The 24,502-nt window shown below is 60.4% G+C and carries 24 protein-coding genes; 16 read left to right on the forward strand and 8 right to left on the reverse strand.

Features of this window, described 5'->3' with window-relative positions; translation table 11 throughout:
* Positions 1-53: 53 nt before the first annotated feature.
* The gene (locus HJD22_RS13835; RefSeq protein ID WP_208656442.1) at positions 54-1,619 is read right to left on the reverse strand and encodes an AMP-binding protein; all 1,566 of its coding nucleotides are present in this window, start codon (positions 1,617-1,619) and stop codon (positions 54-56) included.
* A 48-nt stretch (positions 1,620-1,667) separates the two neighbouring features.
* The gene (locus HJD22_RS13840) at positions 1,668-2,594 is read right to left on the reverse strand and encodes a LysR family transcriptional regulator (RefSeq protein ID WP_208656441.1); all 927 of its coding nucleotides are present in this window, start codon (positions 2,592-2,594) and stop codon (positions 1,668-1,670) included.
* A gap of 152 nt (positions 2,595-2,746) precedes the next feature.
* Here HJD22_RS13840 and HJD22_RS13845 point away from each other — a divergent pair, with 152 nt between their 5' ends.
* From HJD22_RS13845 to HJD22_RS13855, 3 genes are all read left to right on the forward strand, one after another.
* Positions 2,747-3,445, forward strand: coding sequence for a CoA transferase subunit A (locus HJD22_RS13845; protein ID WP_208656440.1), 699 nt, complete (start codon positions 2,747-2,749; stop codon positions 3,443-3,445).
* A gap of 29 nt (positions 3,446-3,474) precedes the next feature.
* Positions 3,475-4,131, forward strand: a complete 657-nt coding sequence (locus HJD22_RS13850) for a CoA transferase subunit B (RefSeq protein WP_208656439.1) — start codon at positions 3,475-3,477, stop codon at positions 4,129-4,131.
* Positions 4,132-4,420: 289 nt separating this feature from the next.
* The gene (locus HJD22_RS13855) at positions 4,421-5,722 is read left to right on the forward strand and encodes an MFS transporter (protein WP_208656438.1); all 1,302 of its coding nucleotides are present in this window, start codon (positions 4,421-4,423) and stop codon (positions 5,720-5,722) included.
* Positions 5,723-5,757: 35 nt separating this feature from the next.
* Here HJD22_RS13855 and HJD22_RS13860 read toward each other — a convergent pair whose 3' ends face one another.
* Both HJD22_RS13860 and HJD22_RS13865 read right to left on the reverse strand, forming a co-directional pair.
* Positions 5,758-6,525, reverse strand: coding sequence for a DUF1338 domain-containing protein (locus tag HJD22_RS13860; protein ID WP_208656437.1), 768 nt, complete (start codon positions 6,523-6,525; stop codon positions 5,758-5,760).
* 107 nt (positions 6,526-6,632) lie between these two features.
* Positions 6,633-7,457 (reverse strand): inositol monophosphatase family protein, encoded by an 825-nt coding sequence (locus HJD22_RS13865; protein WP_208656436.1) that lies wholly within the window; start codon positions 7,455-7,457, stop codon positions 6,633-6,635.
* A gap of 134 nt (positions 7,458-7,591) precedes the next feature.
* Here HJD22_RS13865 and hybE point away from each other — a divergent pair, with 134 nt between their 5' ends.
* Together hybE and HJD22_RS13875 are read left to right on the forward strand one after the other, a co-directional pair.
* Positions 7,592-8,059: a [NiFe]-hydrogenase assembly chaperone HybE gene (gene hybE / locus HJD22_RS13870; RefSeq protein WP_208656435.1), complete on the forward strand. Its 468-nt coding sequence runs from the start codon at positions 7,592-7,594 to the stop codon at positions 8,057-8,059.
* Positions 8,060-8,171: 112 nt separating this feature from the next.
* Complete coding sequence (locus tag HJD22_RS13875) at positions 8,172-8,951, forward strand: 3-hydroxybutyrate dehydrogenase (RefSeq protein ID WP_208656434.1); 780 nt, start codon at positions 8,172-8,174, stop codon at positions 8,949-8,951.
* A 46-nt stretch (positions 8,952-8,997) separates the two neighbouring features.
* On the opposite strand, the gene HJD22_RS13880 is transcribed toward HJD22_RS13875, so the two are convergent.
* Positions 8,998-9,537 (reverse strand): response regulator transcription factor, encoded by a 540-nt coding sequence (locus HJD22_RS13880; RefSeq protein WP_208656433.1) that lies wholly within the window; start codon positions 9,535-9,537, stop codon positions 8,998-9,000.
* Between the two features lie 34 nt (positions 9,538-9,571).
* Positions 9,572-10,846, reverse strand: coding sequence for an ATP-binding protein (locus HJD22_RS13885; RefSeq protein ID WP_208656432.1), 1,275 nt, complete (start codon positions 10,844-10,846; stop codon positions 9,572-9,574).
* 157 nt (positions 10,847-11,003) lie between these two features.
* Here HJD22_RS13885 and HJD22_RS13890 point away from each other — a divergent pair, with 157 nt between their 5' ends.
* The 4 genes from HJD22_RS13890 to HJD22_RS13905 all read left to right on the forward strand — a co-directional run bounded on the left by HJD22_RS13890 (position 11,004) and on the right by HJD22_RS13905 (position 14,324).
* Positions 11,004-11,261, forward strand: a complete 258-nt coding sequence (locus tag HJD22_RS13890) for a hypothetical protein (protein WP_208656431.1) — start codon at positions 11,004-11,006, stop codon at positions 11,259-11,261.
* 117 nt (positions 11,262-11,378) lie between these two features.
* Complete coding sequence (locus tag HJD22_RS13895) at positions 11,379-12,968, forward strand: peptide chain release factor 3 (RefSeq protein WP_208656430.1); 1,590 nt, start codon at positions 11,379-11,381, stop codon at positions 12,966-12,968.
* A gap of 103 nt (positions 12,969-13,071) precedes the next feature.
* Positions 13,072-13,557 carry a large-conductance mechanosensitive channel protein MscL gene (gene mscL / locus HJD22_RS13900; protein ID WP_208656429.1) on the forward strand — a complete coding sequence of 162 codons (486 nt, stop codon included), beginning with the start codon at positions 13,072-13,074 and terminating at the stop codon, positions 13,555-13,557.
* Positions 13,558-13,562: 5 nt separating this feature from the next.
* Entirely contained in the window at positions 13,563-14,324 is a 762-nt protein-coding gene (locus HJD22_RS13905; RefSeq protein ID WP_208656428.1) for a TatD family hydrolase, read from the forward strand.
* 50 nt (positions 14,325-14,374) lie between these two features.
* Here HJD22_RS13905 and HJD22_RS13910 read toward each other — a convergent pair whose 3' ends face one another.
* Positions 14,375-15,421, reverse strand: a complete 1,047-nt coding sequence (locus tag HJD22_RS13910; protein ID WP_208656427.1) for a folate-binding protein YgfZ — start codon at positions 15,419-15,421, stop codon at positions 14,375-14,377.
* Positions 15,422-15,573: 152 nt separating this feature from the next.
* Between HJD22_RS13910 and HJD22_RS13915 the strand changes: the two genes are divergently transcribed.
* The 6 genes from HJD22_RS13915 to HJD22_RS13940 all read left to right on the forward strand — a co-directional run bounded on the left by HJD22_RS13915 (position 15,574) and on the right by HJD22_RS13940 (position 22,326).
* Positions 15,574-15,765 (forward strand): hypothetical protein, encoded by a 192-nt coding sequence (locus HJD22_RS13915; protein ID WP_208656426.1) that lies wholly within the window; start codon positions 15,574-15,576, stop codon positions 15,763-15,765.
* Positions 15,765-16,163, forward strand: coding sequence for an OsmC family protein (locus HJD22_RS13920; RefSeq protein WP_208656425.1), 399 nt, complete (start codon positions 15,765-15,767; stop codon positions 16,161-16,163). The genes HJD22_RS13915 and HJD22_RS13920 overlap by 1 nt, the downstream gene beginning before the upstream one ends.
* Before the next feature lie 45 nt (positions 16,164-16,208).
* Positions 16,209-18,239 carry an excinuclease ABC subunit UvrB gene (uvrB, locus tag HJD22_RS13925; RefSeq protein ID WP_208656424.1) on the forward strand — a complete coding sequence of 677 codons (2,031 nt, stop codon included), beginning with the start codon at positions 16,209-16,211 and terminating at the stop codon, positions 18,237-18,239.
* A 117-nt stretch (positions 18,240-18,356) separates the two neighbouring features.
* The gene (locus tag HJD22_RS13930) at positions 18,357-19,862 is read left to right on the forward strand and encodes a fumarate hydratase (protein ID WP_208656423.1); all 1,506 of its coding nucleotides are present in this window, start codon (positions 18,357-18,359) and stop codon (positions 19,860-19,862) included.
* 101 nt (positions 19,863-19,963) lie between these two features.
* A complete protein-coding gene (cls, locus tag HJD22_RS13935; RefSeq protein WP_208656422.1) occupies positions 19,964-21,385 on the forward strand; it encodes a cardiolipin synthase in 1,422 nt (473 codons plus the stop codon).
* A gap of 23 nt (positions 21,386-21,408) precedes the next feature.
* A complete protein-coding gene (locus HJD22_RS13940) occupies positions 21,409-22,326 on the forward strand; it encodes a LysR family transcriptional regulator (RefSeq protein WP_208656421.1) in 918 nt (305 codons plus the stop codon).
* Here HJD22_RS13940 and HJD22_RS13945 read toward each other — a convergent pair.
* Complete coding sequence (locus tag HJD22_RS13945) at positions 22,323-23,426, reverse strand: bifunctional nicotinamide-nucleotide adenylyltransferase/Nudix hydroxylase (protein ID WP_208656420.1); 1,104 nt, start codon at positions 23,424-23,426, stop codon at positions 22,323-22,325. The genes HJD22_RS13940 and HJD22_RS13945 overlap by 4 nt on opposite strands.
* 157 nt (positions 23,427-23,583) lie before the next feature.
* On the opposite strand from HJD22_RS13945, the gene HJD22_RS13950 reads away from it, so the two are divergent.
* Positions 23,584-24,489 carry a YihY/virulence factor BrkB family protein gene (locus HJD22_RS13950; protein ID WP_208656419.1) on the forward strand — a complete coding sequence of 302 codons (906 nt, stop codon included), beginning with the start codon at positions 23,584-23,586 and terminating at the stop codon, positions 24,487-24,489.
* The last annotated feature ends 13 nt before the right edge of the window (positions 24,490-24,502 follow it).

Raw genomic sequence — 24,502 nt, forward strand, 5'->3', positions numbered from 1 at the left:
GCTACTGCAAGTTTGCCAAGCTGCCCAGCGTGGCTGAGCAGCCTGTGTTGCACTCATGGCTGCGAATGAAGGATCACGCCATCCTGCGGGGTGATCTCAGCCTGGGTGCCCTGAGACCAGGTCCCTGGAAAGCGCTCGAAAAAAGCCCTGACGAACTGTTCGCCCTGCGGGTCGCCCCAATAGCCGGTGGGCATCGATGGGAAGGGCCGCGTGCAAACCAATTCGCCCGGCTCACCCCGCAGGGGATGGCCCGCGTCATCGAATACCTCCACGGCCATCCCTAGTCCCCGGCCCTGAATTTCGCCACGATGAACCGGTCGCATCGGGCAGCCCAGCGCAAGGCTCGCGCCAGCAGCACTATCGGCCGACAAAGTGGCGAAGTGCAGCTCTTTCTTGATATTGCGATAGACATAGTCGAAGGAGTCGGCAGAATACGGCCCCGTCGCGAGCAGAAGCCGTAGCGGGGAGAGGTCGCGTTCATGACATGGATGCAGCTTCGCCTCTTCCCACTCGATGAGCTGGCAAGCTTCGATGGCGAGAACCGTGACCCCTTCGTTAGCGACGATATCCCACACGGCATGCCGTGCGCTTGACGTTGTACCATCTTCGAAGGAGTCGAAAAGCACCAGACTTGCACCACTCGCCAGGGCGGAGAGCTGCCAATGCCATGTCATCGAGCCGCAGGGGGTGTAAGCGAATAGTCTGTCCCGTTGCTGAAGGTCGTGATGAAGTCGTTGCTCCTTGAGGTGTTGCAGCAAGGTGCCCCCGGCGCTGTGAATCAGGGTACGGTTTATGCCCGTGCTGTCGGTAAGGCACTCGAGGCGGTAAGGATGATCGAAAGGGTGGGGGGCGAAGGAGAGCTCCTCCGCGGGATTGTTGAGATAGTCGATCCAAGCCACTGCCTTTGCGATGCCATGCGTGTCGGGTTCGCTACCTGAACGAGAAAAAAGCACCATCTGATTGAGCGATTCGACATGCTCGCAGATTGACAGCAGCTGCGACCAAGCAGTGTGGGTCTCGTTACCTGGAGACTGACCATCGCTTGCGAACAGGACCTTGGGCTCGATCTCGTTGAGCCACTCGATGAGCGGCTCCGTATGAAGATCTAGTGGGCAGGAGCACCAGATGGCGCCGATGCTCGCTGTGGCGAGTAGCCCAATGACTGCGTGTTCGCTCGTGGGCGTCATGCCGACCACACGATCGCCAGGCTCCACGCCCCCTTGCAGCAGGGAGTGAGCGGCGCGAGCTACCTGTGAATAGAGCTCGGCATAGCTGATCTGGTACCGGTTCAATCTGTGGTCGTAGAGGATCAACGCGGGATGCTCATCGCATCGCCATAGTAGATTGGCCGTCATGTTGAGACGTGCCTGGGGGAGCCAGCGTGCACCGGGCATGTCGTCGGGGTGCTCGAGGATCGTCTCGCCCTTGGCCTCGGCGATGATATTGGCCTCATCCCAGAATAGCGACCAGAAACGTTCCAGGTTCGCCACACTCCACTCATGAAGTTCCGAGTAGTGCTCAAGCGACAGCGCGTATCGCTCATTGACACGTTGCATCAACGCATTCATCTGGCTCGACTCGATGGCGGTTTGGCTGGGATGCCAGAGTGCCTCGGGCATACCGTCTCCTCCCTGGTGTGTCTTGCCTTGATTCATGCCAAGCGGTCTCTAGAGAGTAGCAGTGCTTGGCCGACGCCGTGCCGTTTCCCCAGCCCCAGCTGCCGTATCGCTCAGCACTTCCTGCAGCGCCTGGGCAGCGACGGATAGTTTGTGATGCCATGGCGTCACCACCCCTATCGGACACTCTACGATGGGCTGCTCCAGCGCCACGCACCGAGCGCCCAGCTGCATCATCTGGGCAGCGCACAGGGCCGGCACCGCACTCACGCCAAGTCCGCTTGCCACCATGTTGCCCACGGTGACCAGCTGGTGGCTCTCGAATGCTACCGGTAGGGGATCTCCCTGGGCCGCCAGCTGCTGCTCCAGCAGATGTCGTACCATCGAGGGGCGCTGCAGGGTGATGAAGTCATGCTCGAGCAACGTCGACCAGGCGATGCGCTTGCACTCCGCCAGGGGGGAATCCTTCGCGACCAGCGCGACGAAGCGCTCGGTGAACAGTGGGGTGAAGTGCAGCCCGCTCTCCTCGTCAGGTTCGAAGGCGATGCCGAGCTCCACCTGCTGGCGATGCACCATGTCGATGACGTGTTCGTTGATGACATCGTGAACGGTCACATTGATGCGCGGATAGCGTTCTCGGAATGCCATCAACACACCGGGAAGAAGATTGCAGGCAAAGGAGGGCATGGCGGCTATCGCTACGCGACCCAGCTGCAGTGTGAAACGTTGACGCATCGCCTCCTCGGTGTCTTCCCAGTCGGCCAGCAGGCGTTTGGCGAGGGGCAATAAGGACTCACCCTCGGGCGTCAGGTTCACGCTGCGCGTGGTGCGCATCAGCAGACGCCCTCCCAGCGACTCCTCCAGACCCTTGATGGCCAGGCTCAGTGCCGGTTGGGAGAGATGCAGGCGTTCGCACGCCTGTGTGAAACTCAAGGTCTGCGCCACGGCGAGAAAGGCTCTAAGCTGTTTGACAGTCAAGACGGTTGCCTCCAAGCATGGAAATCTTTTATTTGTCATTATAATTAATTGATAAGAATAACAAACTTAACAAATAGATTAAGACGAACAAGACTGGACGATGACCACACACGCATCACACAAGCCATTCACAACACGTCGAGGCGGATGACATGTCGGGATTCGATAAGCGAGTGAGTACCTACGAAGAGGCCATGGAGGGAATCGAGAGCGGTATGACCGTTCTTGCCGGCGGGTTCGGCCTGTGCGGTATCCCTGAAAACTTGATTGCCGAGATCAAGCGGCGCGGGGTCAAGGACCTCACCGTGGTCTCCAACAACTGTGGCGTCGATGGCTTCGGTCTGGGACTGCTGCTGGAGGATCGCCAGATCAAGAAGATCCTGGCCTCCTACGTTGGCGAAAACGCCCTGTTCGAGCGTCAGATGCTGGATGACGAAATCGAAGTGGTACTGACGCCACAGGGTACCCTGGCCGAGAAGATGCGTGCTGGCGGCGCTGGCATCCCGGCCTTCTACACCGCCACCGGCTACGGCACGCCGATTGGAGAGGGCAAGGAGGTGCGTGAGTTCAATGGCCGCCATTATATCCTGGAAGAGGCGATCACCGGGGACTTCGCCATCGTCAAGGGGTGGAAAGCCGACCGCTACGGCAATGTGGTCTATCGCCATACCGCCCAGAACTTCAACCCCATCGTCGCCACGGCGGGGCGTATCACGGTGGTCGAGGTGGAAGAGATCGTCGAGCCGGGCGAACTCGAACCGAGCCAAATCCATACGCCCGGCATCTATGTCGATCGCATCATCCAGGGCAATTTCGAGAAGCGTATCGAAAAGCGCACGGTTCACAGCTGAAAGACACCGATGACAAGAGGCAATCGATAATGGCACTTTCCCGCGAACAGATGGCTCAGCGCGTCGCGCGCGAGCTGAAGGATGGTTTCTACGTCAACTTGGGCATCGGTATTCCCACACTGGTGGCCAACTACGTGCCCGATGGGATAGATGTGATGCTCCAGTCCGAGAATGGCCTGCTTGGGATGGGGCGCTTTCCGACCGAGGAGGAGGTCGATGCGGACATGATCAACGCCGGCAAGCAGACCGTGACGGCGCGACCCGGTGCAGCGATCTTCTCCTCCGCGGAGTCCTTCGCGATGATCCGAGGCGGTCATGTGGACCTGACCGTGCTTGGCGCCTTCGAAGTCGATCAGCAGGGCAACATCGCGTCCTGGATGGTACCGGGCAAGCTGATCAAGGGCATGGGCGGCGCCATGGACCTGGTGGCAGGCGCCGACAATATCATCTGCACCATGACCCATGCCTCCAAGCATGGTGAGTCGAAGCTGCTGGAGAAGTGCACGCTGCCATTGACCGGTGCGGGGTGCATCAATCGTGTATTGACCGATCTTGCCTATCTCGAGATCGAGAATGGCGCCTTCGTGCTCAAGGAGCGTGCGCCGGGAGTCAGTGTCGACGAGATCATCGCCAAGACGGCGGGAAAGTTGATCGTCCCGAACCATGTCCCCGAAATCGTCTTCTGAAATTGACGATCGACCCAAGGGTCTCGCTCAAATGAGAGAGGCCCTTTTAGTAGCATCTGAATTCCCGCGATTGATGAAAAACTGACCATTGTGAGAAGTCACTTGTGCTTCTCAGGCAAGGGCGAGGTTGTGCAGGCGCTTTGCACAGGATTATCCACAAGATTTGTGAATAACTTGGAGCCTCTTGAATGACTGTAAATCTCTCATCGGTCAGCTAGTGTGCCGGCTAGACTCATGACGCATCATTCGGGCCAGGGAGATGCTCCGATGCCACCAAAAAGGAGACTTCGTGCGCAGCTTGCCGGCGACTCTTCCCATACTTTTTCTCTGCGAAATCAGCTTTCTGCTTGGGCATGGCCTGATCATGACCCTGCTTGGTGTGCGCATGTCGCTGGAGGGCTTCCCCTCTCAGATGGCGGGCCTGTTGATGTCGAGCTTCTCGCTGGGGTTCGTGCTGGGCAGCTATCTGCTCGAGAAGCATATCCGTGCGGTGGGTCATATCCGTGTCTTTGCCGCCTGTGCGGCGCTGCTTGCGGTTACCGCCATGCTGCATGGGTTATGGGTCAACCCCTGGGCCTGGCTGATATGGCGACTTTTTGGCGGGGTCGCGACGGCTGGCCTACTGATGGTGATGGAGTCGTGGGTATCGGGGGAGTCAACTAACGACAATCGTGGTCGGGTGCTCGCCTGGTACATGGTGATCTCGACGCTATCGCTGGCCGGCGGGCAGTGGATGCTCAATCTTGCCGACCCCGGCACCGCCGTGCTCTTTTCGGTGGCGGGTATCCTGTTTGCGTTGTCGTTGGTGCCACTTTCGATTCATCGCATCCATGGCCCCAGCCGGGCAAGCGATGTCACGCCGCAGAAGATCAAGCTGGGTGAACTCTTCAAGCGTGCCCCGGTGGGGTTGGTGGGGGCGTTCACCGCTGGCCTGATGGTGCAGTCGTTTTTCGCCATGACGCCTTTCTACGGCCAGGAGATCGGCCTGAGCACCGCTCAGACCGCGCAGTTCATGGCCATTACCACGCTGGTGGCCTTGGCCGCGCAGTGGGGGCTGGGGCGGCTTTCCGATCACTTCGATCGGCGTAAGGTGATCCTATGCATGGCTGCTACCATGGCAATTTCAGGTGCATTTATCTCGGTGGCGGCGCGGGTCGACTTCACGATGCTGATCGTCGTGGCCTGCTTTCATACCGCCATGCTGCATACGCTCTACTCGCTGAGCCTTGCGCATACCAATGACTGGCTGGCGCCCGGCGAAATCGTCGCCGCTAACGCCAAATTGATGATCTGGTACGGTATCGGCTCGATCATCGGCCCCTTCAGCGCCTCGCTGGTGATGCAGATGGTTGGGCCTGATGGCCTGTGGCTATTCCTCGGTGCGGCGGCCTTGATGTTGGCGATCTTCGTGCTGATTCGCTTGCGTGGGCATTACGAGGTGCCCGATGAGATAGAGCAGGAGCCGTTCGTGGCGGTACCGGTAATGGAGACGCCGCACTATCTCAGCGAACTCGACCCGCGCCATGAACCGCAACAGTATGAGCTCGACCTGCAGCTCGAGCCGTTGGCTTATATCGATAGCGAAGCATGAGCTTCGCGCTAACCATTCGACCCGAACGGGCTCGTTCATGCGATCTTGCAGCGTGTGTGCTGAGGCAGCAGCAACTCGGCGGCGCGCTCCTGGCTTCCCGGCAGGCAGCGTTGAATCAAGGCCAGACCGCCCAGGTCGATGCGGTGCTCATCGCCATCGGCAAAGACATGGCGCTGGGGGCAGGTGGGGTAGTAACGATAGTCGAGTAGATGCGATATGGGAAAGATGCCCTGCTGACGCATATTGTTGCTAAACAAGCCGGCTTGCTGCAGTCGTTCGTCGAGCTCGGCCATTGCATGTCCCAGCCCCATGCAATCGAAGCCGGCATGGTGCAGCCGTGGCCCCGCAACGGCAAGCCAAGCGGCCAACGGGTGGGCACGCTCAAGCAATCGATAGGTCTCCCAATCGGGCATTGGCCAGGGGCGACCGCGACACAGCAAATTCTGCCCGCGACAATCCTCGGGATGTGCCTGGTTCACCAGCGCCGTGAGACGCTCGAGAGGCGTACGGGTCAGGGTGCCGAGTTGCAGTTCACAGAGCACCAGCCAACTGCCATCGTCGGGAGGGGAGAGAAGTGTGATCAGCAGGCCGCGGTCGGCCATGGCATGGCGGTCCACACAGCGGTAGCCGAAGTGCTGCAGTGCTGGCAGCAGGGCCGATGTGGAGAATCGCTCGTGGTTGAGTGTCAGCAGGGCAAGATACTCGGGTGTGCTCTCTACGGGCCAAACCCGCAAGGCACCCAATTCGGGATGCAGATGAATATAGTCGAGCCATAACTGCTGGAGAAATTCCTGGCGTTGCATGAGCGTGCTCCCCTCGCTATCTACTGCAAGCGTAGTGCGAGGAAATGAGTCGTGCAGGAGAGCTTTCAACGCCAGAGGAACGCTTGTGACGCTAGCTCAAGGTAGTGTCACATTGGCGTCCAGTGACGGTCCTCGTCGGCACGCTTGAGCAGGGAGGCGAGCTCACCATGGATGTCAGGAGCGCTGGCAATGATGTTCTCGCCATAAAGGTCAACCGGAATGCCCTTGGGGCAGGGGTAAAGATGTCCGGTCCGGGCACCGGCTTCGCGGGCGATCAGCAACCCAGCGGCGAAATCCCAGGGCGAGACGCTTTCGTAGTAGGCATCGAGACGCCCACAGGCGACGTTGCATAGATCCAGCGCCGCCGAACCGTTGCGGCGGATATCCTGACAGTGCGCCAGTACCGCTGCCACGCGGCGCATCAATGGGGCGCGCCCATCGCGGCGATAAGGGAAACCAGTCGCAACCAGGCTACGCGCCAGGCTCTCCGCCTGAGCGACGCGAATTCGCTCGCCATTGAGATAGGCCCCTTCGCCGCGAATCGCGGTAAAGGTTTCGTTCAGGAAAGGGGCATGCACCACGCCAAGTTGCGTTTTGCCGTTCTCGACCCAGGCGATCGAGACGGCAACATGCGGCAGACCGTGGGCGAAGTTGACGGTACCGTCGATGGGGTCGATTACCCAGAGCGGTCCTGGCTGGTCGAGAACCTCGCGCTCGGGGGAGAGCTCCTCGGTCAAGCGCGCCTCGCCAGCAAAATGCTCATCCAGTTGCTCGGCAATCATGGTGTCGACGGCGACATCGACATCGGTGACGAGCTCACTGCCATGCTTGTAGCGCTGTGAAAAGCGTCGGTCCTGTCGCGCTTCGACGATATGTTGGCCGGCCTGCTGGGCGATACGCACGGCTATCTCAAGACGATGGGTGAGTTGCATTGCCTCTCCTTGTCGTTCATCACGCGGGTCATGTTGCTTCGCAATAAGCATCAGTCTAACAGGCCATACGGTAACTGACGTCCCGCGGCGAGATTCGTATACTCCCCCTTCACCCACCATAGGATAACCACGCCATGCAGGTCTTGAGCGCCGAGCACTACGCCCGCCTTCAACGGCTGGCGCGCCTCTACCAGCAGCGCCATGCCAAGGAGATCAAGCGCCATCCGCGCCGCAATCCCCATCTGACGGTCGATATGCTCTGCTTTCAGCCGCTGCCCGATGGCCGGCCCGAAAAGGGCGAGCTGGTGGGGGCCTTGCTGACCCCGGTATCGCTGTCGCTTGCGGTGGTGACGGCCCAGCCCAGGCCGATCCCCTTCCCAGAGCATGAAGGGAGCGAGTGGCTGGTCGGGCTTGCCAATGGCCGTTACCCTTTCATTCTGGAAACCCTCGGTGAGAGCGAGTGGCTATGGCACTGCTCGCTGCTCGACGATGTGAGCGATATCGACACGCTTCAGGAGGCCAATCGCCTCGCCCAGCAATTGATCGAGCGTGTCATGAGCGAGCCTGGCCCGTCACCGACCCAGTCCTCGACCGGTCGCTAGGGCACTGCTGGCCGAGCCAGTGCGTAAGGGCCTATGCTTAAGCGTCTGATTAACGCTCACACCGGACGCACTCGTTGCTACGGCGTAACCATCTCATGGACAGGAGAGCTTGATGAACCCAACCACGACGCATGCAACGACACCTCGTGTCGCCCTGGTGACCGGTACCACTACCGGTATCGGTGCCGCGGTGGTAAAGGCATTTTGTAACCAGGGCTTTCAAGTGCTGGCGGTGGATTTCAACCCGGATGGTCAGCGTGTGGCCGATGAGGCGGGAGCGGCCTTCTTTCAAGGCGATCTGACCGATCCCGAGGTGTGTCGCGGTGCAGTTGCCGATGCGGTCAAGCGCTTCGGGCATATCGACATCGTGGTCAACAATGCGGGCATCCAGCATGTAGCCAATATCGAGGATTTTCCTGAAGCCAAGTGGCGCCAGATCATCGATCTGATGCTGGTGGCGCCCTTCCTGCTGACCCAGGCAGCTTGGCCCTACATGCGCAAGGCAGGATGGGGAAGGATCATCAATATCGCCTCGGTTCACGCCCAGGTCGCTTCACCCGGCAAGTCGGCCTATATCAGTGCCAAGCACGGCATGATCGGCCTGACCAAGACGGCGGGGCTGGAGGGAGCCGCCCACGGCATTACCGCCAATGCCATCTGTCCGGCCTACGTGAAGACGCCGCTGGTGGAGAACCAGATTGCCGACCAAGCCAAACTGCACGGCATGGGCGAGCAGGAGGTGATCGAGCAGATCATGCTCAAGAATGCCGCGATCAAGCGACTCATCGAGCCCGATGAGGTTGCCTCTCTTGTCTGCTACATGGCATCCGATGCCGCAGGTGCGGTGACGGGCTCGAGTTGGAACATCGATCTCGGCTGGACGGCTCAGTAAGTCGCTCTATGGCGTTTTGCCCAAGCGTGGTGCTAGCCCCGTCAGGCTAGCGCCGTACCGGTCGCTTCTGCAACTTTCGCTGAAGCGTTCGGCGGTGCATGCCCAAGGCCCTGGCGGTGGCGGAGATATTGCCATCATGCTCTTGAAGGACCTTCTGGATGTGCTCCCAGGTGACGCGGTTGATCGAAGGGGGATTGTCGGCGACTTCGGCATCCGGATCGCCGCTCTGCTTGTCGAGAGCGGCGAGAATCTCGTCCGCATCGGCCGGCTTGCAGAGGTAATTCACCGCGCCGAGCTTGATCGCCTCCACGGCGGTAGCGATGCTCGAGTAGCCGGTCAGCACCACGATGCGACACTGCGGTACTACCTCAAGCAGTTCCGGCAGGAGTTTCAGCCCCGAGCTGTGCTCGAGCTTCAAGTCCAGCGTGGCGATATCCGGACGTGTCTGGCCTGCCAGAAGCAGTGCTTCCTCTGCATTGGTGGCAACCGCCACATCAAAGCCGCGCCGGGCCATGGCGCGTTGCATCACATGGCAGAACATTTCATCGTCATCGACGATCAACAGGCGTTGTGCGAGCTCTTGCATGGTGTCCTCATGAGATAATCCAGCCAGTGCATCCCTAGCCCTGGCCGGCATTCAGGCGCGGCAGCTTCACCTCGGTGAGCGTCCCGCCTTCCTGATGATTGTACAGGCTGACGCCCCCGCCAAAGCGGTTGATGGTGGCGTGCGTCAGGAACAGCCCTATTCCCATGCCCTTGCTCTTGGTGGAAATGAAGGTATCCCCCAGCTGGTCGGCAATCGACATCGCGATTCCGGGGCCGTGATCGCGAATATCGATGATCACTTCATCGGCGCTCCAGTCCAGGCTGATCGCCACGTTCTCTGGATTGGCGTCTGCCGCGTTGTTGAGCAGGTTGGTGAGCGCCTGTTCAAGTGTGGTGTCGACGGCGAGATAAGGGGGGCCGCGCTTGTCGGCAATCTCCAGGCGATGGCTGACATCCGGACGCAGCACCAGCCAGCGCTGCACGACCTGGGATAGCCACTCGCTGGCCATCTGGCGCTCCGGCTCGGCCAGGCGGCGGCGGTCGGCATTGGCGACCAGTTGCTGCAGGCGTAGCTTGCAGGTATCGACCTGGGTGCGCAGCAGGTCGATGTCCTCGCGCAGTGCCGCATTGTCCCGTGCATCCTGGCGCATCTCGCTGAGTAGCACCGCCATGGTCGAGAGCGGGGTGCCAAGCTCATGGGCAGTGCCCGCGGCCTGGGTCGCCACCGCCAGCACCTGCTCGTTGCGCAGCGCCGCCTCGCGTGTGCGCGACAGCGTCTGATCGCGGCGCCGCAAGGCATGCGCCATCTTGAAGATGAAGAACGTCACCAGCCCTGCCGAGAGGCCAAAATTGAGCCACATGCCAAGCACATGCAGGCTGATGTTGCCAGCGATCATGCCGTGGCTGAACTGCGGCACCGGCTCGAAAAACAGCATCAAGAAGGTGTAGCCGGCCATGCCACCGCAGGCGATGATCCAGGCATAGAGCCAGGGCAGCGTGGCCGCGGCGATGGTGAGCGGTACCAGATAGTAGTTGATAAACGGATTGGTGGAGCCACCGGTGAAGTAGAACAGCAAAGTCAGCCCCGCAATATCGGCCAACAGATGCAGCAGGTATTCGGTATCGGTCACCGCGCGGGGTCGCCCCAAGCGCCACCAAGTGGCGACGTTGATCAGGCCCATGGCGACGATGACGCTGATCACCGGCATCACGCGAAGCTGGAACCCCAACACCTCGATGCCGAACATGATCGCGGCGAGAAAGCCGGTCCAGGTGATGCCGCGCACGAAGGTCAGACGCACCAAGTTGCGGTTGGGTGTCGAGAGCGGCAGGGGCTGGGCTGGGTACATGAGCACTCCATGTTGGACTGCAGCCATCATACGCTATCGCGCAGGAACGCTCAGCCCATCGATACCTTCGGTCGGCATGGCTCCTTCCTGCCGGCACTCCGCCGGGTTGCCTGCTAGACTCAAGTAATCAGCATGTTAACTGCTTAAGGAGAGTCTCATGCAGGAGAAACGCGTACCCGAGTCCGAGCTGATCGAGCGGCTGCACCAGTGCATGGCCGGAGAGCGGGTGGTGATCGAGAGTGATGGCAAGCGCTATTCCGCACGTATCCAACATGTCGGCATGACCGGGCTCAAGGTGATCCCCGAGATGGCACTGGATCATAGCCACGGCGATCCCGGCGACGTGCAGGGGCATCATGTCGCCTACGACTCGGTTGTGGAGCTCGAATTCAAGGATGTCCATTACCGTCTTTGATCCGCCTCGTCACAAGGGCCTACACGACGCGGCCGCAACCCCGTAGAATTGTCGCCACGCAAATCCATTCGCGCCAGGCCATGGCTTGGTGCCTTGTTGTTGGTGACACCTACTCCAATGTCCGATCATGCCCTGGCCCACGAAGTCGATCTCAGACGTACCTTCGCCATCATCTCCCACCCCGATGCGGGCAAGACCACTATAACCGAGAAGATGCTGCTGTTCGGCAATGCCATCCAGCTGGCCGGGTCGGTAAAGAGCAAGCGTGCCGATCGCCATGCCACTTCCGACTGGATGAAGATGGAGCAGGAGCGGGGCATCTCGGTGACCACCTCGGTGATGCAATTCCCCTACAAGGGGCGCATCGTCAACCTGCTCGACACTCCCGGCCACGCGGACTTCTCCGAAGATACCTACCGGACCCTGACGGCGGTCGATTCCGCACTGATGATCATCGACGCGGCCAAGGGCGTCGAGGAGCGTACCATCAAGCTGATGGAGGTGTGCCGGCTTCGTACTACGCCCATTCTCACCTTCATCAACAAGCTCGATCGCGATACCCGCGACCCTATCGAAGTGATGGACGAGGTCGAGACGGTGCTCGATATCCAGTGCGCGCCGATGACCTGGCCGATCGGCATGGGGCGCCACTTCAAGGGCGTCTACCACCTCTACAATGACGTGATCCATCTCTATACCCAGGGGCAGGGGAGCCGCATTCCCGACGACAAGCGTATCGAGGGGCTCGATAACCCTGAAGTCGATGAGGTGCTCGGCGCCGAACAGGCCGAGGAGCTGCGCATGGAGGTCGATCTAGTGCGCGGGGCGTCCCACGAGTTTGATCTCGAGGCTTACCGCAGAGGCGAATTGACACCGGTCTACTTCGGTACCGCCATGGGCAACTTCGGCGTGCGCGAGATGCTCGACGGCTTCGTCGAGTATGCGCCGCCGCCGCAGCCCCGCGAGACCGATGCTCGTCAGGTCGAGGCGACCGACGAACGCTTCAGCGGATTCGTGTTCAAGATCCAGGCCAACATGGACCCCAATCACCGCGACCGTGTGGCCTTCCTGCGTGTCTGCTCGGGCAAGTACGAAAAGAACATGAAGATGCGTCACGTGCGCATCGGTAAGGACGTCAAGATTGCCGACGCCCTGACCTTCATGGCCGCCGACCGTAGCCAGGTCGAGGAGGCGTGGCCGGGCGACATCATCGGCCTGCATAACCACGGCACCATCCAGATCGGCGATACCTTCACGATCGGCGAGGACATGCGCTTTACCGGCATTCCCCACTTCGCCCCGGAGCTATTCAAGCGTGTGCGGCTCAAGGATCCGTTGAAGATGAAGGCGCTGCAGAAGGGCTTGCAGCAGCTGTCGGAGGAGGGTGCGACCCAAGTCTTCATGCCGTTGGACAACAACGATCTGATCCTGGGAGCGGTCGGTTCGCTGCAGTTCGACGTGGTGGCCCATCGTCTCAAGGAGGAGTACAAGGTCGACTGCCTCTATGAGGGGATCAACGTGCAGACGGCGCGCTGGATCTACTGCGATGACGCCAAGAAGCTCGATGAGTTCAGGCGCAAGGCGAGCAGCAACCTGGCGCTGGATGGCGGCGGTTATCTTACCTATATTGCGCCGACCCGGGTCAATCTGCAGATGACTCAGGAGCGCTGGCCGGAGATCCGTTTCAACGCCACCCGCGAGCATTGAAGGCTTGCCGGGTGCAGCGGGCTGGACCATGATCTAACCGGACGGCTGCCGCATGGAACCGCCCAGACGCGTTCCAATCGGCTGAATACAGGGAGAAATGCCGATGGCTTCCAAGTTTTTAAAGGAGTTCCGCGAGTTCGCGGTCAAGGGCAACGTCGTCGACATGGCGGTGGGCATCATCATCGGTGGGGCCTTCACGCTGATAGTGCAGAGTCTGGTCAGTAACGTCATGAATCCCCTGCTGGGCTTGCTGATCGGGGGAGTGGATTTCTCGAACTTCTTCATCGTGCTCAAGGAGGGCGAGACCGCCGGGCCCTACGCCACCCTGCAGATGGCGCAGGAGGTCGGCGCCGTGACGTTGGACTACGGGCTGTTCCTGAACGCGGTCATCAGTTTCATTATCGTCTCCTTCGCGGTGTTCCTGCTGATTCGTACCATTAATCGCCTGCGTCGGGAGGAGTCCACCGAGCCGCAGGCGCCGACGGACAAGGCTTGTCCCTTTTGCCTGTCGGCGATTCCGATCAAGGCGACACGCTGCGCTCACTGCACGTCGGCGCTTTCCGAGGGCGAACAGGAAAGGTTGTCCTAATTCTCATGCTGATCGATACCCACTGCCATCTCGACTTCTCCGACTTCGACGACGATCGCGAGTCGATGTTCGCCCGCGCCCATGCCGAAGGGGTAAGCCACTTTGTGGTTCCCGGGACCACTCGCGAGCGGTGGCCCGCGGTGCTCGAACTTGGCAATCGAGACGATGTCAGCGTATGTCTCGGCATGCATCCCTATTTCATGGACGAGCATGACGAGGCGGGGCTGACGGCGCTTGAGGAGGCGTTGGAGCACCATTCGAGCGTAGTCGCCATCGGTGAGTGCGGTATCGATGCGCGCTTCGAAACTACCCTCGATGCGCAGTGGAAGCTGTTCGACGCTCAGCTGCGGTTGGCCAAGAAACACCAGTTACCGGTCGTGGTGCACTGCGTGCATGCCAATGACAAGGTTGCCAAGCGCCTCAAGCAGATCGACCTGCCCGCTGGCGGCTTGATTCACGCCTTCGCCGGTAGCCCACAGCAGGCGGCGCGCTTCCTCGACCTGGGCTATTTGGTAGGGCTTGGTGGCGGAGTCACCTATGAACGTGCCCAGCGATTGCACCGGGCGGTCAAGAGCTTGCCGGATGATGGCTTCGTGCTCGAGTCGGATGCCCCCGACATGCCCTTGGCGGGCTATCAAGGGCAGCGCAATGAGCCAGCGCGACTCCCGCTGATCTGCGATACGGTGGCCGAACTGCGGTGCCAGAGTTCTGCACGTATCGCCGAGCTTGCCGCGCAAAATGCTCGGCAGATGTTCTCGTTCGAATAGCTTCTTGCACGAGAACTGGCCCGTCAGGTCGGGGATTGGTCAGCGGGTCGTCAAGAATTTGCCAGCTGTTCCGGATCGAGCCGCTCGAGGGGATAGGGTAGTTTGAGGCACTTGTAACGCTGCCCAAGGACCGCGAGTGGCTCCGTAATCTCCTTGGTACTCATGACCGCAAGGATCTCCGCCTGACCGTAGGCATCGAGTTCTGCCGCAATGGTCTCGCCATACGACTTGCCTTCAGCATCGACTATCGGGGTGCTGGTGGGAGGAAGTTCCGCTCCTTCGAGTTGGGCACGCATCAAGCGCTTCTTTACCTGACCGCGGAAGTGCGCACGCGCCACCACCTCCTGGCCGGTATAGCAGCCCTTCTTGAAGCTGATGCCACCTAGTGCTTCCCAGTTGAACATTTGAGGAAGATAGGCATCCTGCGTCTGCTGAGTGACCCACGCAATTCCTGCCTGGATATCATGCAACCCCCAGATCGCATTGCTGACAGGGGTGGCCTGGGGGGTAAGCGCCTGCCATACTCGCTCGACTTCATCGACGGGGGCGATGATCATCAACCGTGGACGAGTGCCGGGGTGGGCCAACGCCAGGATGGGGTGCTGCTTGGCCTGATGCCAGATCGCTGGTGGCACGATATCGAGCCGCGCCTCGAGCAGGGCGCGACTCTCCTGACCGATCATCCCCAGTAGTGCCAGATCGTCGCGCGGTTGCATCTCGATCTTGTAGAAGACCGCAAACTTGTCGAGGTGAGTTTTCAGGGGAACGATACGGTCAGCCGCCATCACCAGCCAGAAGCGCTGCTCATCGACTCGCAGCAGTTGCGCGTTGGCCAGCATGCGCCCCTTTGGCGTGCAGAAGGCGGTCAAGGGGGCGAACCGAGTGTCGGCAAGGCTGACCTGAGCACTGGTCTGGCCTTGAAGAAAGCGCTCCGCATCGCCACCTGCGACTTCCAGTATACCCAGGTGCACCAGCGGCGAAATGACCGTGGTATCCAATGCCTGACGAGCCTGATTCTCGGTCGGGAAATCCACGCGTTGGCTGCTGCCGCCCTCATCACGCGTCATTGCCCCAAGTCGGGCGCTCCAGTCGGTCATGCGGTCACTCCTTACAGATTTGGGCATCGGCTCTCATCATAACGCAATGGGGGTGCGGCGAGAGGTTTCAAGTACGCCGGAGTGCCTGCTCAGGCCATGCTAGACTCTCATCGAAGGATTTCCTTGTTGGGGCCTGCAGGCAGGAGAGATAGATGGCTTACGTTTCGTTGTCGTTCGAGGGTGTCGACAATGCCGATCTCATCAATCGTATTACCACGGCGTTGATGATGGTCGATGGTGTGGAGAGCGCCGAAGTGGGAAGACATGGCGCCGAAGTGGACGGGCGAGTACGCCGGGAGGAGTTGATCAGAACGGTGGAGCGCCTTGGCGTCAAGGTAAAGTGATGGCGATTTTCATAGTCAGCCAGCGTGACGGCAAGTTTCGCCAGCGTGTCGAAGTGACCGGTTTCGAGGCGCTCTTTGTCGATGCGCCAGCCATCGTCGGGGGAGGGGAGAGTGCACCGGATCCCCACGACTACTTCGATCTGTCGCTTGGCGCCTGCAAGGCGATTACTGCCCAGATGTATGCCTATCGCAAGGGCTGGCCGCTGGAGGGGGTGACGGTAACCGTGACCCGTGACGAGCGACGCGGTGTCTACCGCCTCGAGGTGAGCATGCAGTTCCATGGCATCGCTGATCCCGACCAATTGACGCGGTTGACCGAAATATCCGACCACTGCCCCATCCACCGGCTGATGACATCGGCGACAGTGGAGATCACCACCTTGGGAAATCAAGCGTAGCACTTATACCGTTATCTTTTATATTTCGACATCTTGGATTCTGCCATGAGCAAACCGTTTCGTCTGCAATCCAAATTTCAACCTGCAGGAGATCAACCCGCTGCCATCGATGGGTTGATCAAAGGGCTGGACGCAGGGCTCGCGCACCAGACGCTGCTTGGCGTTACGGGATCGGGTAAAACCTTTACCATGGCCAATATCGTCGAGCGCTTGCAGCGGCCGACCATCGTCATGGCGCCCAACAAGACGCTTGCCGCCCAGCTCTATGGTGAATTCAAGGCATTCTTCCCCGATAACGCGGTCGAGTATTTCGTTTCCTATTACGACTACTATCAGCCAGAAGCCTATGTTCCCTCGTCGGATACCTTCATCGAGAAGGATGCCTCGATCAACGACCACATCGAGCAGATGCGATTGTCGGCAACCAAGGCGCTGCTAGAGCGGCGCGATGCGTTGATCGTGGTCTCGGTATCGGCGATCTACGGCCTTGGCGATCCCGACCAATATCTCAAGATGCGCCTGCACTTCACACGTGGTGAACTCATCGACCAGCGCGCTTTCCTGCGCCGCCTGGCCGAGTTGCAATACACCCGCAACGACATGGATTTCCGGCGTGGCACCTATCGAGTACGCGGTGACGTGATCGACATCTACCCGGCCGACTCCGACGAGGAGGCGGTGCGTGTGGAACTGTTCGATGACGAGATCGACTCGATAAGCCTGTTCGACCCGCTGACGGGGGAGGTGCGCAGCAAGCCGCCGCGTATGACCATCTACCCCAAGAGCCACTACGTGACGCCCCGCGAGACGATCCTGGCCGCCGCCGAACACATCAAGAGCGAGCTGATCGAGCGGCTCGACTGGATGCGCAAGCACGATAAGCTGGTCGAGGCTCAGCGCCTCGAGCAGCGCACTCTCTATGACCTCGAGATGATGCACGAGCTTGGCTACTGTAATGGCATCGAGAACTACTCGCGCTATCTCTCCGGTCGCGCCCCCGGCGAGCCGCCCCCGACCTTCTTCGACTACCTGCCGGCCGATGCACTGCTGTTCATCGACGAATCCCACGTCAGCGTTCCCCAGGTGGGCGGCATGTACAAGGGCGACCGTTCGCGCAAGGAGACGCTGGTGGAGTATGGCTTCCGCCTGCCCTCGGCCCTCGACAACCGGCCGATGACCTTCGAGGAGTGGGAGCGCATCTGCCCGCAGACGATCTTCGTCTCGGCCACCCCCGGTCCTTATGAAGCCGCGCATGCCGGGCAGATCGTGGAGCAGGTGGTAAGACCCACCGGGTTGATCGATCCCGAGATCGAAGTGCGTCCCGCCAGCACCCAGGTCGATGACCTGCTGTCGGAGATACATCTACGCACCGAGGTGGGGGAGCGGGTGCTGGTCACCACGCTGACCAAGCGCATGGCCGAGGATCTCACCGAGTATCTCGACGAACATGACGTGCGGGTGCGCTACCTGCACTCCGATATCGACACCGTCGAGCGAGTCGAGATCATCCGCGACCTGCGCCTGGGCAAGTTCGATGTCCTGGTGGGGATCAATCTGCTGCGCGAGGGGCTGGATATTCCCGAAGTGTCGCTGGTAGCGATCCTCGATGCCGACAAGGAGGGCTTCCTGCGCAACGAGCGCTCGCTGATCCAGACCATCGGTCGTGCCGCGCGCAATGCGCAGGGCAAGGCAATTCTCTACGGCGACCGTGTCACCGCCTCGATGCGCCGTGCCATCGACGAGACCGAGCGGCGTCGCGAGAAACAGATTGCACACAACGAGAAACATGGCATCACGCCTACCACCGTGACTCGCTCGGTAGCCGATATCCTCGAGGCCGCCCAGGCACCTGGTAGAAAGAACAGCCGCAAGCGAGGCGAACGCCAGGTGGCCGAAGAGGCTGCCGACTACACCATGCGCGAGCTCAAGGCGATGTCGGTGGTGGAGCTGACCCAGGAAATCTCAAAGATCGAAGACGCGATGTTCGAGGCGGCCCAGAACCTCGAATTCGAAGAAGCAGCGCGCCAACGCGACCGTGTTCAAAAACTCAAGGCACGCTTGATCGAACTCAAGTGACGTTGGGCATCGCGCCTGCCGTTCCTCACGCGATGGGGTATAATCCAGCCGCTCAAGGTTCGCCGGCGCTCTGCCTGGTCCGGTGAATCGTTCATTATAATCAAGGAGTTTTCGATCATGACCGTGATCCGCCAGGATGACCTTATCCAGAGCGTGGCCGATGCCCTGCAGTATATCTCCTACTACCACTCCAAGGATTTCATCGATGCCATGCATGCGGCCTACGAGCGTGAGAAGAATCCGGCCGCCAAGGATGCCATCGCCCAGATCCTGATCAATTCGCGCATGTGCGCCATAGGGCATCGGCCCATCTGCCAGGACACCGGTATCGTCACGGTCTTCGTGAATGTCGGCATGGACGTGCGCTGGGACGCGCAGATGAGCGTCGATGACATGGTCAACGAAGGGGTGCGTCGCGCTTATACCCATCCCGACAATATATTGCGCGCCTCGGTGCTGGCCGATCCGGATGGCAAGCGGACCAATACCAAGGACAATACCCCGGCGATCATTCATCACAAGATCGTGCCCGGCAATACGGTCGAGATCCATGTGGCGGCCAAGGGTGGCGGCAGCGAGGCGAAGTCCAAGTTCGCCATGCTCAATCCCTCCGACAGCGTGGTCGACTTCGTACTGGAGCAGTTGCCCAAGATGGGCGCCGGGTGGTGCCCTCCTGGCATGCTGGGCATCGGCATCGGCGGGACCGCCGAAAAAGCCATGCTTCTCGCCAAGGAGTCGCTACTCGAGCCCATCGACATCCAGGACCTTCAGCAGCGTGGCGCCTCCAACCGTGCCGAGGAGCTTCGCTTGGAGCTCTACGACAAGGTCAATCGTAGCGGCATCGGTGCCCAGGGCCTGGGTGGCCTGACCACGGTGCTCGATATCAAGGTGATGGATTATCCGACCCACGCCGTCAACAAGGCAGTGGCGATCATTCCCAACTGCGCGGCCACACGCCATGTCCACTTCACGCTGGATGGCGCCGGCCAGGCGGTGCTACCGGTTCCCAAGATCGAGGATTGGCCCGAGATCACGCGCGAAGTAGGGGGCAATGTCAAGCGCGTCAACCTCGACACCATCACCTCCGAGGAAGTGCAAAGCTGGCTGCCGGGCGACGTGCTGCTGCTCAACGGCAAGCTATTGACGGGTCGCGACGCCGCCCACAAGCGCATCATCGATATGATGGGACGAGGCGAGCCGTTGCCGGTCGATCTCAAAGGGCGCTTCATCTACTACGTCGGCCCGGTTGATCCGGTGGGTGACGAGGTCGTGGGGCCCGCAGGACCCACGACCGCGACTCGTATGGACAAGTTCACCCGCGCCATGCTCGAGGACGCTGGCCTGCTCGGTATGGTGGGCAAGGCCGAGCGAGGCCAGCAGGCCATCGATGCGATCCGCGACAACAAGGCCTGCTACTTGATGGCGACTGGTGGCGCTGCCTACTTGGTCTCCCAAGCGATCAAGAAGTCACGTGTGGTAGGCTTCGAAGATCTCGGCATGGAGGCGATCTACGAATTCGAGGTGGAGGACATGCCGGTGACCGTGGCGGTCGATAGCCTGGGCGAATCGGTACATCGCACCGGTCCTGCCAAGTGGAAGGAGATCATCGCCGAGAGCGCTTGACGATATCGGCTGGTATCGCTTTGCCAGCCATTAGTCTGAACGGCGGCCCCTGCAGATAGCCGGGGCCGCTTTGCTTCGATGACCTGCCTGAAGGAGAGGCGATGACTTCCTGGTTGATCGGCATGGCCATTTTCATGGTCCACTTGCTGGGACTGCTGTCGGCCGTGCTGGCCCTGCTGTCGAGCCGTACCTCGCAAGGGGCGATCGCCTGGATCATTTCGCTGGTCACCTTTCCCTATGTTGCCCTGCCAGCCTATTGGATATTCGGCCGGCCACGTTTCTATGGGTACGTCTCGGCGCGTGGCGAGCGCGACACCGTGTTGCGTCGGGTGTTGATGCGCTACCGCGAGCAGGTGGAACCCTACCTGGCCGACTCGAACCTCGCCGAGGTGCGTGCCGTGGAGCACCTTGCCAAGATGCCTCTGACCAGCGGCAACCATGCCGAGCTATTGATCGACGGCGAGGCAACCTTCGAGAGTCTCTTTGCGGGTATCGATGCCGCTGAGGAGTACCTGCTCATTCAGTTCTTCATCATCCGGCACGATGCACTGGGGCTCGAACTCAAGCACCGCCTCGAGAGTGCCGCGGAGCGCGGCGTCAGGGTCTATTTCCTATATGACGAGATCGGCTGCCACAAGCTCAACGAAGGCTATCTGGTCGACCTGATCGATGCCGGGGTCGCGGTCAGTGCGTTCAACAACTCCAGCATGGGGGTACGCCACCGTTATCAGTTGAACTTCCGCAATCACCGCAAGGTACTGGTGGTGGATGGCCGCGAAGGGTGGCTTGGGGGATTCAATGTCGGCGTCGAATATCTTGGCCAGCACCGCCGTCACGGTCCCTGGCGGGACACTCACCTGAAACTCACCGGCCCAAGCGTATTGGGCCTGCAGGAGGCGTTCTGGGAGGATTGGCACTGGGCCACTGGCGATGTGCTTGGACTCTCCTGGGAGCCGCATGTGGCAAGCGAAGAGTGCCAGAATGTCGTGATTGTGCCCTCGGGCCCTGCCGATCGTCAGGAGACCGCCAGCCTGATGGTGCAGCATGCCATCCATAGCGCCAGGAAGCTGCTCTGGGTAACCAGCCCCTATTTCGTGCCCGATCAGGGGGTCCTCGACGCCCTGCGCCTGGCGGCGATGCGCGATGTGGACGTGCGCATCATGATTCCCGAGCGCCCCGATCACCTGCTGGTTTTTCTGTCGGCCTTCTCCTTTCTGCCCGACATGCTGCGCGCCGGCGTCAAGGTATTCCGCTACCAGCCCGGCTTCCTGCATCAGAAGGTGATGCTGATCGACGATCACACCGCCACGGTAGGGACGGTCAATCTCGACAATCGCTCGTTTCGTCTCAATTTCGAGATCACCGCCTATATTCCCGATCGGCGCTTTGCCGCGCAGGTCAGACTGATGCTGGAGAAGGACTTCACCCAGTGTCGGCGCATTTCCTACGAGGAGATACATGAGCGTCCGTTGTGGAAGAAAGTCGTATCACGCGCGGCCTATCTGCTGTCGCCCGTTCAATAGCTTCGGATTCCTAGGGAGGGATGGTGAACCTCGAGACCAAATGGCTGGAAGACTTCGTGGCCCTGGCCAACACGCGAAGCTTTTCCGCTTCGGCACGTCAGCGCCACGTGACCCAGCCGGCCTTCAGTCGCCGGATTCGCTCGCTGGAGCAGGCGGTGGGCGTCACTCTGGTCGATCGCTCCACCACACCGGTTGGCTTGACGCCGGAAGGACAGCTCTTCTTGGTGACGGCTCGCAACCTGGTCGAACAGCTCAACGAGTGCCTGGGGCGCCTGCGAGGTGTATCGATGGCCAATGAGGCACTTGATATCGTCGCTGCTCACTCACTGGCGCTGGCGTTCTATCCACAATGGATCTCGCGTCTGCAGCAGGGGCTCGGTGAGCTTCCCACCCGCCTGGTGGCGATGAACGTGGGCGATGCGATCCATGTGCTGCGTGAGGGCAATTGCGACCTGATGCTGGGCTACTACGATCCCTATGCCAGCATGCAGCTTGACGCGGAGGTCTTTCCCTCGTTCTCCATCGGGCAAGTCAAGATGATCCCGGTATGCCTCCCTAATGAGAAGGGGGAGCCGCGCTTCCCGCTCGCCGGAGAGGGTTCCATACCTTTTCTGGCCTATACCCAAGGCGCATTTCTCGGCAGCAGCGTACGCATGCTGTTGAAGAACGACCCGATCCGTTTGCGGCTGCGGACCGTGTATGAAACCGCCATGGCTGAAGGCTTGAAGGGGATGATGATGCAGGGGGTGGGCATGGCCTGGATACCCGATTTCTGCATCCGCGAGGAGCTTTCCAGCGGCCGGCTGGTACGCGCGGCCGGCAGCGAGTGGGACGTGGCACTGGAGATCCGCCTCTATCGTTGCTCGCTGGTGCACAAGCCCGGTGTCGAGAAGCTCTGGCGGCAGATGATGAAGCTGCCCCGCGATTTCCTTCAGGCCTAGCCGCTGAAGTCCGCCGGTAGCCCCAGAAAGTTCTGGATGATGAAGAAGTGATCCTCGAATAGCGTCTCGGGCTCAAGATCGGCCAGTGCCACCCAGCGGGCGTGATCGCCGCCCTTGACCGGCTTCAGCTGAGGCAACTGCTGCTCGGGGCGAAGCGCGAAATAGAAGGCCTCCGCAAGGGTACGCCCACGCCAGCTGCGATGCGGCTCGTCGAACAGGCGCTGCCCGCGCAGCGAGCCTTTCAGCACCGGCTCCGGCACCTTGAGCCGTAGCCGTTCACGCAGTTCGCGCAGACAGGCATCGAGCAGGCGTTCATGGGAGTTGACGAAGCCGCCGGGAAGGGCGAGCAGGCCCTTGCCCGGTGCAGCGGTGCGCTTGACCAACAGCACATGGCCAGACTGAACGACGACGGCATTGACCGTCACGAAGATCGGCGGGTAGGGCGCATCGACCCAGGCACTGCGATATTGATCGAGCAGACGCTGCTCTTCGATGAGCTGCAGAAAGGGCTGCGTGTCGGCGAAATCGCGCAGGGTGCCATGCACACTGGGAGGCAAGTCATGGGCCGCCCCGGTAGAGAGATAATCGCTTGCAGACGAGACGGAGCGAAGCAGCCTCTCGCGTATCTGGCTGGCCGAAATCCCCTCGACCAGCGGTACGCTGACCGACTCCCACTGCGGGAAGAGCGTCAGATAGTAGCTCGATTGGCCTCGGCTTGCCCCAATCAAGCCAATGCGGGGCAGGCGTCCATGACGAGGGCTCGCGATATCGCGCACCTTGCGCTGTACGTCGCGTACCCAGACATCGTCGTTGTAGAGCGCATCGAGCAGCGGCTCCACCTCCAGCCGCTCGTTGTCATCATCATCGAAGCAGCCCCGCAGCATCTGCTGACGCTCCTCGAAGCGCCAGGGGTTACGCAGCGAGCTCGCCTGCCAGGCCGAACCGACCAGTACGATCACCTGGCGCGATCGTTTGAGGGCCTCGTGGATGACCGCAATGTGGCCCAGATGCGGCGGCTGAAATCGCCCGATGAATACCAGGCAATCGAAATCCTGGACGATTTCCGTCGAAGCGGGGCGCGGCGGTATCGGTCGTGCCATGCAAACTCCTGAGTAAAGATTCGCTGCCTGTCGACAAGGCGTAATTGATTATCTTTTCTTGCGTCCATTGCTGCAATGCGTCATCCAAACCGCTGATTCTGCAAGATCATTCACGGTAACGTATGCTATGAAAAGACTCTGAACTCAAGGAACTGGCATGTTCAAGCATATCGCTCTTTTCTGGTGGCAAATCTTGCGTAACGCCGTAAGTCTATGGCTGGAACGCAACGCCTTCAGTTATGCCGGCTCCCTGGCGTTCTATACGCTTTTCTCCTTGGCGCCGACCATCATCATTGCCGTCACCGTCATTGGGGTGGTACTTGGCGAAGATGCAGCCCAGGGGCAGATCGTGGCCCAGCTGCAGGGGACCATGGGCGAGGAGGCGGCGACCGCCGTCGAACAGGCCGTCGCCCAGTCGCGTATCGAGCAGGCCGGTATCATGCCTACTCTGATAGGGATTGGCGCCTTGATGGTGGGCGCGACCACTGTGTTCGCCCAAATGCAGTTCTCGCTCAATACCATCTGGGACGTGGCGCCCAAACCTAGCGGCAACTCGGTATTGATCTTTCTCAAGAACCGCTTGTTGTCGCTGACGATCGTCCTCTCGATCGGTTTCATCCTGCTGGTGTCCCTGGTCTTTGGTGTGGCGCTTCGTGCCGCACTGCAATACGGGGACGACTATCTGCCGTTTGTAGGATTGCTTGCCAGCAGCGCCGAATTTCTGGTCTCGCTGGCCATGGTGGCGCTGCTGTTTGCCACGATCTTCAAGGTATTGCCCGATGTGGTGTTGCGCTGGAAAGATGTCCTGATCGGTGCCATCGTCACTGCAGTGCTGTTCGCCATCGGCCGTTCGGCGATTGCCACCTATCTCGCCTATACGGCAACGGCGTCGACGTATGGTGCCGCCGGGTCGGTGGTGGTCATCCTGCTGTGGGTCTACTACTCCTCGTTGATACTACTGTTCGGGGCAGCCTTCACGCGTTGCCATCTCGAGGCCCGGGGCAAGCCGGTGATACCACGCAATTCGGCAGTGGTGGTCAAGCATGAGCTGCAAGGCTACTGACTCACTGCAAGAA

The organism is Halomonas sp. TA22 (genome assembly GCF_013009075.1).
Classification (GTDB): Bacteria; Pseudomonadota; Gammaproteobacteria; order Pseudomonadales; family Halomonadaceae; genus TA22.